Here is a 15,789-nt window from a genome sequence, read left to right as displayed (position 1 = left end):
CTTTAAAGGGCTAATCATCTTGCCAACTTATCGTGATTAGCCCCGACTTACCCCCCTCTTAGTTCATTTTTCGCTTTCCTTCCTCGTCTCAATTTTGAGGCATTTCTCGAACATTCACTTTCTATACTCATTACTACTTCTTTAGTTCATGGAGTAAAGGAAGTATGGTTCAAAAAAGTTGGAGCAACTTGTCTCCTTTTACATTTAAAGCATTAGGCCCAATGACACTGGTGAGCGCCGTAATTAATGCTTTGATGCTAGTTGTTCCAATCTACAGTCTTCAATTGTTCGACCGTGTATTGTCGAGTAGAAGTACAGATACACTATTGCTACTTACTGCTATCGCTCTGTTTCTGTTGATTTCACAGGCATTGCTTGAAACCTTAAGACAAAAATACACCCAAAGAAAAGCTCTTCAGTTTGAATCGGAAAGTGCTCAATGGTTATACCAACTGTGCGGTCAACATTACGACACGAAGACACGTTACGTGTTTAACGACATAAATGAGATACGAGCTCTTCTCATGTCTCCCGGTTTTTTTGTTGCTTTCGATCTGCCTTGGACGCCGTTGTTCCTTCTGGTCATGTTTATGCTCCACCCTATTATCGGATTGGTTGGTTTGATTGCTGTTATCTGTGTATTAATGGTCGCCCTACTCTCTTTCTACGCGAAAAAGAAATCATTTGAAGCATCTTACGCTACCCAAGTTGCTGCGAATCGAAAAGTCGATGAGCTATTCAACAAACAAGAAACCCTGTTCTCTCAGCAAGCAGCCGATGGAACATTTAACAAATTTCAGCCTGTCCTTGCTGAAAAGTTGTGGTTCAGAAACAAAGTAGACCTCGCATCTATTAACCTGACATCTCTTGCCAAACTTGTCCGCATGACGCTACAAATTGGCATTATGGGAACAGGCGCGTTTCTTGTGATTCAAAATTCAATGAGTGCGGGCGGAATGATTGCTGGATCAATTCTTATGGCGAGAGCGCTCCAACCAATAGAGCAGCTAACCTCTGGGTTTCAAGGCTGGAAGACGGGGTTAGCCGCAGCCAAGCGCATAAAAGCGGTTGTCAGCCAATCCAAAATAGAGCTTGAACGTACAACGCTCCCCCAAATCACCGGTGAATTACGCTTTGAAAACGTGAGTTGGTCACCAGAGAATCACAAAAGCGAAGCTATCCTCAAACAGCTGAAACTTAGGCTAGAGGCTGGAAACCGTGTTGCAATCATCGGGGCAAGTGGCTCTGGAAAAACCAGCCTTTGCAAATTAATAATGGGAATACACAAACCGACATCAGGCAAGGTGTCTATCGATGGCTTAGATGTCACCCACTGGGAGAAGACACAATTCAAACATACCGTAGGTTACCTCCCACAGAATATTCAGTTTGTCCAAGGCAGCGTGAAAGAAAATATTGCCCATTTCGACACTGAGGTCAGTGACTCTCAAATCATTAAAGCCGCCATTAGCGCCGGTGTACACGAGACGATTCTTCAACTTCCAAACAGTTATGAAACCTTGATTGGTGATGGTGGACATCAATTATCTGGCGGGCAAGCCCAAAAGCTCGCCTTAGCACGAGCATTGTGCTTTAAACCCAAACTCTTGGTCTTAGACGAACCCAACTCTCACATGGATAAAGAAGGGGAAGAGTACCTCACAACCCTCCTCGCAACATGCAGAGAAGAAGGCATTTCCGTCGTAATGATCACCCACCAGCCACACTTGCTGCGCCATGTCGATTGGGTGGTTGAAATCAATAAAGGTCAGATTGCGAGAGCCGGAGAAGCAAGCAAGGTTCTCCGCTCGATGATGGATGTGCGTTCAAGAACGCAAACTCAATCAGAGGCTTCCAATGAGTAAGACCACACTTAACGAACATGGCATCGATTTCGAAGATGGTCGTAAACTCTCTTTTACTACCAAGCCCGTGGTCATCACTTCTCTGCTCGTATTACTCATCATGATCGGCGGCTTCATTGCATGGGCAAGTTTGTCACCTCTGAGTTCGGCAGCGATAGCTCCCGGTGTTGTTATCGTCGAATCAAAGCGAAAACCCGTTCAGCACCTAGAGGGTGGGATTATCGAGAGGGTTCATGTAAAAGATGGGGATAAGGTCAGAACAAATGATTTGTTGATTACTTTGAGTGCGACACAGGCTCAAGCCAGCTTGAATCGACTAAGAGCTCAGTGGGAAAGCGATCTTGCTCGCTTAAACCGACTTCAGTCCGAGCTCGCTGATCATCCTGAAATTCAATTCGATACACGCTTACTTTCTCGAAATCACTCCAAAGAAATTCAATCAATCATTCGTACTCAGCAAGCTTTATACGAAAAACGCCGCTCATTAAGGGATGGAGAAAATAACATTCTGGCAGAAAAGATTGAGCAAGCTAGATTAGACATGTTCGGCCTACAAAAGCGATATCAAGCCGGCAAAGAAAGTTTGCGCTATCTTGCAGAACAGGTCGCTATGCATAAAAAGCTGCTCACCTCCGGCAATACATCAAAATCACGTTACCTCGATCTCCAACGAGAGCACTCACAACTTGAAGGACAAATTGCCGACCTCAGTGCCCAAATTGGACGAGCAAAAGGCTTTGTTGCGGAATCGAAAATGGAATTAGCCAATGCGGAGTTCAATTACGCCAAAACCTTAGGTGAAGAAGTTCAGGAGCTTGAACGAAAACTCAATGAGACAAGAGAGGCAATGATAAACGCGAATGATGTACTCAAACGTGTCGAAATCAGAGCGCCACAAGGCGGTGTTGTCGTTGGCCTCAATGTTGTCGGTCAACATGCGATTATTGCTCCAGGCGACACGCTCATGGAAATCGTCCCACAAGAGGACGAACTCATTGTGGAAGCCTTGGTAAAACCCGAAGATATTGAAGCGCTTCATATTGGACAAGCGACTCAAGTACGCTTAACCGCATTCAGCTTTAGAAAAACGCCACCTATAGAAGGCAAGCTTATACATATTTCTGCTGACCGCATCAGCGACCAAGCAACAGGCTCTTCAGCCTACCTAGCTCGCGTGTCACTAGATGCAAACATGTTAGCTGAATTAGGGGAATCAGTTTCGCTCTACCCAGGCATGCCTGCGGAAGTCATGATTCTAATTGATGAACAAACCCCACTCAATTATTTGCTCAATCCTCTCGCCGTTGCCTCATATAAGGCAATGCGAGAAATGTAAGACTTATTCATAAAATCATAATCCCTCGACGTTACTGGCTAATTAGTTGATTAATAACATAACGGATGACAAAGCCAAACCCACTGCGAAGTGGGGACGGAAAGCTACAGATCTCAAACGGGACTGAGATGGCTGGGCTGCCTCTATGTATCTCGCGATATATGAGGATGAAACAATGGCGGAAGAAGTTTCTGTAACAGAGACCAATGCACAGGTTGGTACCTTAGTTGATGGCCCTACTCAAGATGGAGTGTCAAGGGATGTAGATAATCACCTTGAAGACAATTCAGGTGCAGACCTGGAAGTGCGTGCAGGTAAAGGTGATGATATCGTTAAAACGGGTGATGGTGATGACTTTATCGCTGGTGGTAGAGGTTCAGAGGCGATCAAATCTGGAGATGGCAATGATGTCATTGAATCGTGGAATCACACCATAAATGCAAAAGACGAAGCCGGAGAAAACCCTAACATTAACTTAGCGCGCGAAGGCGATGTTGAAAAAGTGGGCTGCGTTGACGACATCATTGTTGCTGGTTCTGGTAACGACTATGTCGAAGGCGGTGGCAACAACGATATTATTTATGGTGATCGTCGAGCTAAAACGGATGATACCAATTTATTAGCCGATGGCAATTTTGATGATGATGTAGGTGATAGTCCTGTCGTCGATCATGGCGGCTGGCAAACCTACTCTAGCTACGGTGGATGGGAAGCGACCGAAGGTCTAATCGAAATCCAAAATGGTGGTGGCTACGGAGATAACAAAGATCCCGCACGAGGAAACGTGTTAGAACTTGATTCTCACAAAGACGGGGACAATACCGTTACCAACTCTACCGTTAGTCAAACCTTCACTGTTGATACTGCAGGTACATTCAAACTCTCTTTTGATCACACCAACCGTACCGATAATACAGATACAAATGGGCTAAAAGTCCTCATTGACGGTGAAGTTGTTGGAACATACAACAACGATGGCTGGGAAACGGTCAATCTAGATCTAGATCTAGGCGCTGGCGAGCATACCATTTCGTTTATGGCCGATGGTAATGAAGATTCTCTTGGTTCCCTGCTCGATAACGTCGCTCTTCATCAATATCAGGCCAACGATGTGTTGATTGGTGATGGTACTCCTAGAGACGGAGACAACGTCGATAATAGCTCGATGCCGGGAAATGATCTTATTCGCGGTAACAAAGGGGCTGATGTGCTCATTGGTGACAATTTCGATGCCCTCTCTTTCAATGAGCAAACAGGTAACTTTGAACTCGATCTTGACTCAGCACAGACTCCTGAGGGAGAGGATTTAGGTCTTGATAACGCCACAGCATACAACCCTGATGGCTCTGAAGGAAACACGACCCAACAAGGCAGTAAGTATGGAGTCGAAGGCACGGATGAAAGTGGTAAAGATGCACAAATTGGGTATAGCTACGATGACGGAGATTCGGAACCTGGCGATGCAGTTGGCTCCGAAATGCTTTCTGTTTGCTTAGATGAACATACTATGGCCGCCAACGTCGGGATCTCAAATCTTTATGCCAATGAAGGTCGTGGAGAAGATGATGATGTGGACGAAATTGGTATCTGGACTGCATTTCGAGATGGCATTGAAGTCGCAAGTGGATTTTTTAGCGCAAATGAACCTGACGCAGATACCCTAGCCCACTACGCCGCTGCGGGCATGACACTAGAAAATACTAAAGTGCTTTCTACTGATAGCAACAATAGCGGTGAGTTTAGTATTGGTCCAAACGATACTGGCTTCAAAGCCTTTGATGAAATTCAGTTCTCTGCCGCAGGTGAACAATTCAGTAAAGGGGGAGAGAAAGAAGACTCAAGTGACTATTTTGTCACATCAGTAGAAACACTTGGGCTCACTGGCGACGGTACCGACATGCTATATGGCGGGCGTGGTGATGATGTCTTACTCGGCGGTGACAATAACGAAATACTGCCGACGCCATCTGATGGTATGTATGATATCAGCCAGTTCAACGGAACGTTCGACGTTGAACTCATCGGGTCCAATGCAGGGTTCAATAACTCCCTTGGTTTCTACACAGCAGACTCAAGCGGTGAAGTCGTGAATGTCGGCATTCTTTGGTCAAATGTAAAACAGCCTGATGAAATGAACACCTCAATATCGAAAGAAATGATGGGTGGAGATGCTTGTAAGCTGGGGTTCTTCGTGGTCCCTGACGGTGCCGATAACGGCATTGAATCTGAGGGGTTTATTGATGTTTCAGAATTCGATCTAGATGCGCAATTACTCGGTGAAGCTGCATTTGAATTGGGTCTCCCAGTCCATGCGCAAGTCACTCCTATGGGGGATGGAACCTCCTTATTCGAATGGAATGATAACACTGACCTTTCAACTAACGATGATGACTTCAACGACGTGATCCATAACGTCACTACTATATCAGAACCTGAACTTCTCAAAGGCGGTCGTGGTGACGACTGGCTAGATGGCGGTGCCGGCGTTGATGTACTTAAAGGCGGCAAAGGCGATGATGTTCTTATCGGTGGCAGTGGCGCTGACGAGCTTCGTGGTGGTAAAGGCAACGATACTATTGCGTTCGACGCAGATGACACTCTTATACACGGTGGCAAAGGGTTCGACGTTCTAGTTGCTAGTGATAAAGATATTGAAAATGGCGAAGGCGTTACTTTTGACCTAATGGGCAAAACGAACATCAAAGGTATAGAAGCGGTTGTAGGTACCTCTGGTAATGACACGCTAGAGTTAAATCTGAATAAAGTCGCTCGCCAAACACAAACTACCGATGGCGAAGACGGTAATGCTTTCTATGCACTTGGCGTTGAAAACCTTGTCCTAAAAGAAAATGGTTATTCACTTGGCAATAGCACAAGTGTCGATATCGATACATTAGACCCTACCGTACAAGCTCAATTAGGTCTAGATGGTGCTGAGGGTTCACTTTACTGTTACACATTTACTAAAGAAGGCCAAGATGATGTCACCATCTACACTGATGTAAACTGGGATACCTTCATAATGGATTAACATTAACCATCGTTAATCATATAAAAAGAGCGCCAATTGGCGCTCTTTCTTTTACGTATCCGAACAATAGGCATGTACTAGCTCAATGGTCTTAGATACGCCAAGAAACGTTTCTCGGCAATTTTAAAGCACCAAAGAATAATAAACGTCAACACCATATAGAACAGGCCTGCCGTCAAGAAAGACTCAAACGGTGCGTAGTACCTTGAGTTCACCAAACGCGCGGCACCGGTTAGATCCATGATGGTGATGATACCTGCAACCGCACTGCCGTGCAGCATAAAGATCACTTCATTCGAATATGCAGGTAAAGCACGACGTAATGCGCTTGGCAAGATGATGCGACGATAAGTCATAAACTTGCTCATGCCGTATGCTTTTGCTGCTTCTACTTCGCCCTTTGGTAAACCATTGATCGCACCACGAATAATTTCCGCCGTGTAAGCCGAAGTATTAAGAACGAAAGCCACCAAGGCACAGAACCAAGCATGTTCCCAAAGTGTGTCTTTCACAGGAAAGAATTGGTCCATGCCGTAGTAAATGAGATAAAGCTGCACCAACAACGGCGTCCCGCGGAAAAAGTAAATGAACGCCCATGACGGCAAACTTAATGCGTAATTCGTGCTATTGCGCGCTATAGCTAAGGGAATCGATACACAGAGCCCGATCACCAGAGCTAATGCCACCAGCCATACCGTTGTCCACAATCCATCTAAGTAGACAGGGAAGCTTTCAATGATCAATGAAAAGTCCATTATCTACCTCGCATGAATACTGAATTTGCGTTCAACAAGCTTAAGTAGACCGGTTGATACACTGGTGAAGAATAAGAAGATGATCGCGACAGCCATGTAAAAAGTGAATGGCATCTTTGTTGTACCAGCGGCAAGTGAACTAATACGTACCATATCTTCCAATCCAATGATTGAAACAAGAGCGGTAGTCTTGAGTAATACCAACCAGTTATTACCAAACCCGGGTAACGCGTGTCGAATCATTTGAGGTAATAGAATTCTTCTAAACGACATAAAAGAACTCATTCCGTAGGCTTTTGCCGCTTCCAACTCACCTTTATCGACGGCCATGATCGCACCACGGAAAGTTTCCGCCATATACGCACCAAAGATAAAACCGATGGTCAGTACACCAGCAATAAATGGGCTCACATCGATGTAATCAGGGAGGTAAGCAGTCCATTCATGTTCAGGGTTGCTTGCGGTAAACCACTCGTTGAGCGTTTCATTGATCGAATAAAGGCTGTTATTCAGTAGAATTTGGCCACCAAAGAAGATAAGCATCATCAAGACTAAGTCAGGAATGCCACGAATAATGGTGGTGTAGAGTGTTGCAATAGCTCTTGCCCATTTATAGGGCGCTAATTTCGCAAGTGCCCCAAGCATGCCTAAAATGACAGCAAGCAACAATGAGAGTATTGCGACTTCGATGGTTACTAGAGCCCCTTTTAGTATCGAGGCTTCATATCCTTGTAAATCCAGCATAGGTGAGTTCCTAATCCCTAAACTCAAAAAATCGGCCGTTGGTTACTTCTAGGAACAAGCCAACGGCCGCTTAGTTACGGCTTATTTACCGTAAACATCGTAGTTGAAGTACTTACCTGCGATTTCTTGATAAACACCTTTTTCACGCAGAGATAAGATTGCCGCATCTAACTTTTTAGTGAGATCTTTGTCTTGCTTACGAACCGCAATCCCAAAGCCATCACCAAACCATTTTGGGTCAGTTAGAGAAGGACCAACAAACTCGTAAGCCTCACCACCCGCCTTGTTTAGTACACCTTCTTCAAGAGCTGAAGCATCACCAAGTACTGCAGCGACACGGCCATTTGCAAGATCTAGGTATGCTTCATCAAACGAACCGTAACGTACGATTTCAACTTTATCGCCGTAGTTATCTGTCAGATACTTGTCATGCGTTGTCGCGCGTTGTACCGCAATTTTTTGACCATCAAGGTTGTCGAAGTCTAAACCCGCACCTTTTTTAGCAATGAATTTGTTTGGAATGAGTGCGTACTTACCCGTAAAGTCGACTTTCTTCTTACGCTCTTCGGTGATAGACATTGCAGCAATGATCGCGTCGTACTTACGAGCAAGTAACGAAGGAATGATGCCATCCCAATCTTGAGCAACGATTTGACACTTCACTTGCATCTCTTCACAAAGCGCATTCGCCATATCAACATCGAACCCCTTTAAGGAGCCATCCGTTTCAGTCCAGCTAAACGGAGGATAAGCACCCTCAATCCCAAAACGAACTGTTTTCCATTCTTTCGCTTGGGCGACACCAGACACTGCTGTTGCAGCAAGCGTTGCTGCCAATAACCACTTTTTCATTTCCATACTCCTGTGATTGCTATTTTATTTGGTTTTGTTTGTTGTGCTTGTTTAGGAGGCAAAAAGCTGCCACCCAAAGAAATATTAGTAGATAGAAGAGATAAATTGCTGTAATCGCTCCGAATCTGGATTCGTAAAAAGCTTAGCTGGATCTCCCTGTTCTTCCACTAAACCTTGATGCAAAAACATCACATGGTTAGATACATCACGCGCAAAAGCCATTTCATGCGTGACAACTAACATGGTGCGTCCTTCCTCGGCCAAGTCTCTCATTACCCCTAACACTTCACCAACGAGTTCAGGGTCAAGTGCAGAGGTAGGTTCATCAAACAACATAACCTCTGGATCAACGGCCAAAGCACGAGCGATTGCAGCGCGTTGTTGCTGACCTCCGGACAGGTGTCCTGGGTAGTAGTCTTTGCGTTCGTATAACCCAACTTTCTTCAACAGTACTTCCGCATTTTCAATCGCTTGCGCCTTAGGTACACCAAGTACGTGCACGGGCGCTTCAATCACATTTTCTAAAACCGTTAAATGCGACCATAAGTTAAAGCCCTGAAATACCATAGCTAAACGTGAACGAATACGCTGAACTTGCTTTTCATTTGCTGGGACAGACTCCCCTGCGCGGTTGTTCTTCATTTGGATAAGTTCGCCGTTTACCCAAATTTCACCCGCAGTTGGTGTCTCTAATAAGTTGATACATCTTAGGAAGGTACTCTTACCTGAACCGGAAGAGCCAATGATGGAGATAACATCGCCTTTATGGGCAGAAAGTGAAATGCCCTTTAATACTTCATTTTGTCCGAAGGTTTTGTGCAGGTCTTTAATATCTAGCGCTGGTACATCATTCATGCGCCCTACTCCCTGTGTTTTAGTCACTGCAATTAAAGGGACTCCGCCCTCTTTGAATTGGAACAAACTATCACCACCCAAGAGAAGTTGCAACAAATTATTAACCTAAATAAATCGAATAGATAGATACAACAATCAAATGAATATGCACTTTCTAGCAATATATTCTTTTAATGATGAATAACCGACATAAAAAAGCCCCTCAAGAGAGGGGCTCATTAAGATACAAAAGTGTTAATTAAAACGTGTCACAACGAGAGAATTCGAAGTGCGTAATGTCACTTCATTTTCCATTCCATCTTTTTCAGAAGTTAGAATACCGTCTAGGTCAGCTTCTAGTTCAGGCTCCGATGCTTCACCATTAGAGAAGAAGCTCATGAACATTTCTGAGTCAATATCGCTGTTACCATCAAGAATGACTGCAGAACGGTTGAAGTTGTCCGTTTCCGATACTTTCAAACCATTTATCGCGGAAGATGGAAAATTGTAGTAGTCCAGCTCAGGTACTACAACATAATCACTATTGCTCTTAGTGAAAATACGATGAGTTACTTTGTAATCACCTGAAGCCGCAAAATATGCGGTACGAGTGAAACCTTCTGTAGAGTTAGTTAATCCCATATTAATATCAATCACCGACTCTCGTCCGCTCTGAGATATCACGCTAGGCTTTGAGTTCGGTAAGTTTTTGATATTTAGGAATGTACTTGGATCAGCATCAATATCCCAGCTTGAATCAATAGTGCCAGTTAATAGTGAATCCCAACCATTTGTAGCGCTTTCAGCAACGGCTAGGTAAACCCATTCTTCTTTATTAGCTTCACTAGGTCGACGATATTCATCAACGGAATTACCCAGCTCTAAGGCATCATATAAGTAGTCGTTTGATACAAAGCCAATATTCAAGGAGTCATACTTGTAGCCAGACGATGAGTAAATACTAGAAACAACATCTGTCGTAACTAGGTCAATATCATTAGTACCCCAAGAACCGATACCATATTGATATAATGATTTATTGTCCGAGCCAGATTCATATTGGAATAAAGCGGTAGGCTCTCCATTGAAACCTAGTAGTTCTTCATCTGAAGTCATATCACTGTTTGGAGATACTAAGACATCTTTTTGTGATACATAGTGGTAGTCACCACCACCAGATACTGCGTTTCGGTATGAAAGGTTTTTGAACGTTTTGTCCGATACGTTACTTCCTGTAAAGCACTTATTCAACGACTCACGGTTAAGTGCGAAAGTAACATTGCGAAGCTCTTTATCTTCTAAAAACTCGCGAGAGAAAGAATTTACACGAACTTCTCGACCATTGAATTCAAGTGCTTGAATAGTGATGTAACCACCTTCAGGAATGTCTTCTAAAACAAACTTGAAGTTATCGCTGGTTGGTTTAATAACTTCTCCAACCATTTTGCCATCAGCATCAGAATAGTAACCGATAACATTATTCGTGACCTGAGCTTTTGATGCATGACTGTAAGTTAAAACGGTAGCGTCACCATTCGAATCAGTATCTCGATCATAAATTGTACAGCTTTGTGCCTTAGCATCGCTCTCAGACAGTGTCGCAGGGATCGCAAAATCAAACGTAAATGTTGTTTTCGATGAACCGCCGCCACCGCCGCCACCGCCGCCACAACCGACCATTAATCCCGAAATAATTGCCACTAGCGGCAGTACTTTAAGCTGTTTCATGTCTTCTTCCTAAACTGAGCGGCAATGATTAGCCAAAAAATCGTCTCTGCTCGGTACTAAGCAAGAATGAAGCCAGCTTTATATACAATTCATGAATGACGTAAATAAATCGCATTGGACATTATTTCTGCAAAATAACGTCTAATTTTATGCAACTTGTGTAATCGAATTACACACTAAACAACCAAGTCATTCGCATGCCAGACACTTTCTGTAGTTTTCTTTCACATCTATTCTTAAAGTGATCTAAATCAATCACCCCAAAGGGCTATCTTGCTAGACTCCGCCACAATGATGAGGAATTTTTTGTGCCTCAACACAATGAGTTATTAGCTATGCTTAGGCACGTAGTATTCGTGCAACAAAATCTAATAATAGCTAGCATAGGAAGTGCCGCAGGAAGCGGAAAAACACAATTCAATTTAGAATTCATAACTTTTAAATATATGAGGAATCTATGTCAGACGCAGTGAATAAAGCGCACTCTGATTCGGATATCGAGACTAAAAGCTACCGCGAGCTTCATCGTCCATCATCTGAGTTCGCAAGCCGTTCAGACTACCTAGACCACGAACTACAAATCATGAAGCCACGCCGTTTTGGCTTAAACTTGCCAGGTCGTGACTTCCGCTTTGAGCTTGAAGACCTTGTTCCAGCGCTTGCTGGTACGATCGGTATTATCGCAATGTACTCTGCGGTAATGATGTCTTGGGCTGAAGGTCTTACTGCTGCATGGGACCACGTTAACTTAGGCAAAGATTTTGCTATCGAAGTTGCTCGTGTAGAAATGCTAATCCCTGCACTCCTTTTCTGTATTCTTGCTTCTGGCTTTATTAACCCTAAAGCCAACCTAGCAGGTAACCACGGTCCAATGATCCCTCTTATTGGTACCATCGCTCTTGCGGGTGCCCATCCTCTTGCATTGGCAATCCTAATCGGTGTGTTTGGTTTGATTTTGAGCTTACTAAAAGGTGGCTCAAAACTCGTAAACCTCACTTCAGAGGGTACAGCTGGAGGCCTACTCATCTTCTTAGGCCTAACAGGTACCATGAGCCAAATCAACTCAATCCAAGCTTGGGCAGTTGGTTTGCAATCGGATACGGTTGCCGCAGGCAGTATGGGCTACATTGGCCTAATCGTTCTCGCGGTTACTATCGGTCTATATGCTTTCCTTGCTAAAGTTAATAAACGTTGGCTAGCCATCCCAGTATGTGCTTTCACGGGTCTCGTCATTGCACTTGTACTTGGTGCTGGTTTCGACATCAAATTCGTTACTGAAACAGGTCTTCCGAACCTAAACCCAATCTACTGGTGGGGTAGCACAGAAGAAGGTTGGATGCTTGGTCTACCAAATGTAGAACACTTCATTGCTTCACTACCGTTTGCAATTCTTGCTGTAGCTATGTGGTCTCCAGACTTCCTTGGTCACCGTATTTTCCAAGAACTGAACTACCCTAAAAAGACTGAAAAAGTTCTGATGGACGTTGATGACACAATGACTATGTGTTCGGTTCGTCAAATGGTTGGTACTGCTGTAGGTGGTGGTAACATTACGTCATCTTGGGGTACGTACATGATCCCAGCAGCAATTGCGAAACGCCCTATCCCTGGCGGTGCAATCCTGCTCGGCTCTCTATGTATCATCGTCGCGATTCTTGGCTTCCCAATGGATGTAGCAGTATGGCCACCAGTAATGCGTGTTGCTCTTCTAGTAGGTGTATCTCTACCTCTACTTGAAGCAGGTATGCAGATGGTGAAAGACTCTAAAGACTCTCAAGCAGCAGGTATCTGTATCTTCGGTTCTGCGGTAGTTAACCCAGTACTGGCTTGGGCATTGACTATGCTTCTAGACAACAACGGTCTGATTGGTGACAAAGAGCGTGCATCACGTCTGTCATTTGTAGATAAGATTGTGATCCCTGTAGGTGTACTTGTCGTCTGTTTAGTCGCTATGCTTGCAGTTGGTATGCTAGAAGGACAATATGGCATTAAAGCTTGGCTATAATGACATTCGTTCAAAAATTGTGTGGGTAGCGCTCGTCGCTACCCCATTTTTATCGCTATTTTTTAGTATTTATTGATTTAGTTTAAGGTTTGCAAAAATTTTTTAGTGTAGCCTTGAATTGTGGTTGGGAAGAACCCACATTAGTAACAGTGACAATATTTATAGTTTTATCGCCCTATTCTTCTTATTTAAGACTATAAATATTGTTATTCATTAAGAGTGTACTGTTCTCCATGTGGAAGTGGAGATAGCTGGCTCAACGGCGAACCAGTACGTATTTTTTTCTACTACAAAGGTAGGTATGTCATGGCAGAGCAATTTGCTAAAGCTTGGGAAGGTTTTGCTGCAGGCGACTGGCAAAACGAAGTAAACGTTCGTGATTTCATTCAGAAGAACTACACTCCGTACGAAGGCGACGAATCTTTCCTAGTTTCTGAAGGTACTGAAGCGACTAACAAGCTTTGGGCTAAAGTAATGGAAGGTATCAAGCAGGAAAACGCGACTCACGCACCTGTTGATTTCGATACTTCTGTTATCTCTACCATCACTTCACATGATGCTGGTTACATTAACAAAGACCTAGAAACTATCGTAGGCCTACAAACTGAAGCTCCGCTTAAGCGTGCAATCATGCCTAACGGCGGCGTACGTATGATCGAAGGTTCTTGTAAAGCATACGGCCGTACGCTTGATCCACAAGTTTCTAAAATCTACTCTGAGTACCGCAAAACACACAACCAAGGTGTTTTCGATGTTTACTCTCCTGACATCCTAAAATGTCGTAAGTCTGGTGTTCTAACTGGTCTTCCAGATGCATACGGTCGTGGTCGTATCATCGGTGACTACCGTCGTGTAGCTCTATACGGTGTAGATTTCCTAATCAAAGACAAAGTAGCTCAATTCCACTCTACTCAAGAGAAGCTAGAGTCTGGTGAAGATCTACAAATGACGATGCAACTTCGTGAAGAGATTCAAGAACAGCACCGTGCACTAGGTCAAATGAAAGAAATGGCAGCATCTTACGGCTACGACATTTCTGCTCCTGCGACTACAGCTCAAGAAGCTATCCAATGGACTTACTTCGGCTACCTAGCTGCTGTTAAATCTCAAAACGGCGCAGCAATGTCTCTAGGTCGCACTTCGACTTTCCTTGACGTATACGTTGAGCGTGACATCGCAGCTGGCATCATCACTGAAGAACAAGCTCAGGAAATGATCGACCACTTCGTAATGAAACTACGTATGGTTCGCTTCCTACGTACTCCTGAGTACGATGAGCTATTCTCTGGCGACCCAATCTGGGCAACAGAATCTATGGGTGGTATGGGTGTTGACGGTCGTACACTAGTTACACGTACTAACTTCCGTTTCCTAAACACACTATACACAATGGGTCCTTCTCCAGAGCCAAACATCACTGTACTTTGGTCTGAGCAGCTACCTGACGGCTTCAAGAAGTTCTGTGCGAAAGTATCTATCGATACTTCTTCTATCCAGTACGAAAACGACGACCTAATGCGTCCAGATTTCGACAACGATGACTACGCTATCGCTTGTTGTGTATCGCCAATGGTTATCGGTAAGCATATGCAATTCTTCGGCGCTCGTGCAAACCTAGCGAAAACTCTACTTTACGTTATCAACGGCGGTGTAGATGAGAAGCTTAAAATGCAAGTGGGTCCTAAGACTGCACCAATGACTGACGAAGTTCTAGACTTCGACAAAGTTTGGGCTGGCCTAGACAACCTAATGGATTGGCTAGCTAAGCAGTACGTAACTGCACTAAACGCTATCCACTACTCACACGACAAATACAGCTACGAAGCAGCTCTAATGGCTCTTCATGATCGTGACGTTCGTCGTACTATGGCTTGTGGTATCGCTGGTCTTTCTGTTGCAGCTGACTCTCTATCTGCAATCAAATACGGTAAAGTTAAACCAATCCGTGACGAAGATGGCATTGCAATCGACTTCGAAATCGAAGGCGATTACCCTAAATTTGGTAACAACGATGCACGTGTTGATGATATGGCATGTGAACTTGTTTCTAACTTCATGGCTAAAATCCGTAAGCTTAAGACTTACCGTGATGCAATCCCAACTCAGTCTATTCTTACTATCACTTCAAACGTGGTATACGGTAAGAAAACTGGTACTACACCAGATGGTCGTAAAGCAGGCGCTCCTTTTGCACCTGGTGCTAACCCAATGCACGGCCGTGATGAGAAAGGTGCGGTAGCATCTCTAACATCTGTAGGTAAACTACCGTTTGCTGATGCAAAAGATGGTATCTCTTACACCTTCTCTATCGTGCCAAACGCACTAGGTAAAGAAGAAGTTAGCCAACGTGCTAACCTAGCAGGTCTGATGGATGGTTACTTCCACCACGAAGCTGGCATTGAAGGTGGTCAACACCTTAACGTGAACGTACTTAACCGCGAAACTCTAGAAGACGCTGTTAAGCACCCAGAGAAATACCCTCAGCTAACAATCCGTGTATCTGGTTACGCTGTACGCTTCAACTCTCTAACTGCAGAGCAACAAGCTGACGTAATCGCACGTACATTCACTGAGTCTCTATAAGACTGATTGAATTAGCACTTTGAGTGATAAAATAGAGGCCGATGCTGTAAAGCATC

At 44.2% G+C, this 15,789-nt stretch carries 10 protein-coding genes and 1 riboswitch; of the genes, 5 read left to right on the top strand and 5 right to left on the bottom strand.

Annotated elements, in window-relative coordinates:
• Nucleotides 1–164: 164 nt before the first annotated feature.
• The 3 genes from L1076_RS11165 to L1076_RS11155 all read left to right on the top strand — a co-directional run bounded on the left by L1076_RS11165 (nt 165) and on the right by L1076_RS11155 (nt 6,232).
• Nucleotides 165–1,865: an ATP-binding cassette domain-containing protein gene (locus L1076_RS11165; RefSeq protein WP_237303615.1), complete on the top strand. Its 1,701-nt coding sequence runs from the start codon at nt 165–167 to the stop codon at nt 1,863–1,865.
• The gene (locus tag L1076_RS11160; RefSeq protein WP_237303614.1) at nt 1,858–3,201 is read left to right on the top strand and encodes an HlyD family type I secretion periplasmic adaptor subunit; all 1,344 of its coding nucleotides are present in this window, start codon (nt 1,858–1,860) and stop codon (nt 3,199–3,201) included. The genes L1076_RS11165 and L1076_RS11160 overlap by 8 nt, the downstream gene beginning before the upstream one ends.
• A 63-nt stretch (nt 3,202–3,264) precedes the next feature.
• Nucleotides 3,265–3,346: riboswitch (cyclic di-GMP riboswitch) on the top strand.
• Nucleotides 3,347–3,376: 30 nt separating this feature from the next.
• A complete protein-coding gene (locus L1076_RS11155) occupies nt 3,377–6,232 on the top strand; it encodes a hypothetical protein (protein WP_237303613.1) in 2,856 nt (951 codons plus the stop codon).
• A 77-nt stretch (nt 6,233–6,309) separates the two neighbouring features.
• Here L1076_RS11155 and L1076_RS11150 read toward each other — a convergent pair whose 3' ends face one another.
• From L1076_RS11150 to L1076_RS11130, 5 genes are all read right to left on the bottom strand, one after another.
• Nucleotides 6,310–6,987 carry an ABC transporter permease gene (locus L1076_RS11150; protein WP_039976251.1) on the bottom strand — a complete coding sequence of 226 codons (678 nt, stop codon included), beginning with the start codon at nt 6,985–6,987 and terminating at the stop codon, nt 6,310–6,312.
• A 3-nt stretch (nt 6,988–6,990) separates the two neighbouring features.
• Complete coding sequence (locus tag L1076_RS11145; RefSeq protein ID WP_038866711.1) at nt 6,991–7,731, bottom strand: ABC transporter permease; 741 nt, start codon at nt 7,729–7,731, stop codon at nt 6,991–6,993.
• Nucleotides 7,732–7,812: 81 nt separating this feature from the next.
• A complete protein-coding gene (locus L1076_RS11140; RefSeq protein WP_038866708.1) occupies nt 7,813–8,583 on the bottom strand; it encodes an ABC transporter substrate-binding protein in 771 nt (256 codons plus the stop codon).
• A gap of 84 nt (nt 8,584–8,667) precedes the next feature.
• On the bottom strand, nt 8,668–9,438 hold the full coding sequence (locus L1076_RS11135; protein WP_038866706.1) for an ABC transporter ATP-binding protein: 771 nt from the start codon (nt 9,436–9,438) through the stop codon (nt 8,668–8,670).
• Nucleotides 9,439–9,672: 234 nt separating this feature from the next.
• The gene (locus L1076_RS11130; protein WP_104034439.1) at nt 9,673–11,145 is read right to left on the bottom strand and encodes a 54K polar flagellar sheath protein A; all 1,473 of its coding nucleotides are present in this window, start codon (nt 11,143–11,145) and stop codon (nt 9,673–9,675) included.
• 457 nt (nt 11,146–11,602) lie between these two features.
• Here L1076_RS11130 and L1076_RS11125 point away from each other — a divergent pair, with 457 nt between their 5' ends.
• Nucleotides 11,603–13,150, top strand: coding sequence for a DUF3360 family protein (locus L1076_RS11125; RefSeq protein WP_038866702.1), 1,548 nt, complete (start codon nt 11,603–11,605; stop codon nt 13,148–13,150).
• Between the two features lie 306 nt (nt 13,151–13,456).
• Nucleotides 13,457–15,733 carry a formate C-acetyltransferase gene (gene pflB, locus L1076_RS11120; protein ID WP_038866700.1) on the top strand — a complete coding sequence of 759 codons (2,277 nt, stop codon included), beginning with the start codon at nt 13,457–13,459 and terminating at the stop codon, nt 15,731–15,733.
• The last annotated feature ends 56 nt before the right edge of the window (nt 15,734–15,789 follow it).

It is taken from the genome of Vibrio sp. MMG023, from assembly GCF_021654215.1.
Lineage (GTDB): Bacteria > Pseudomonadota > Gammaproteobacteria > Enterobacterales > Vibrionaceae > Vibrio > Vibrio jasicida.
The sequence above is the reverse complement of the archived record's forward strand: the minus strand, read 5'-3'. Positions and strand labels throughout refer to the sequence as shown.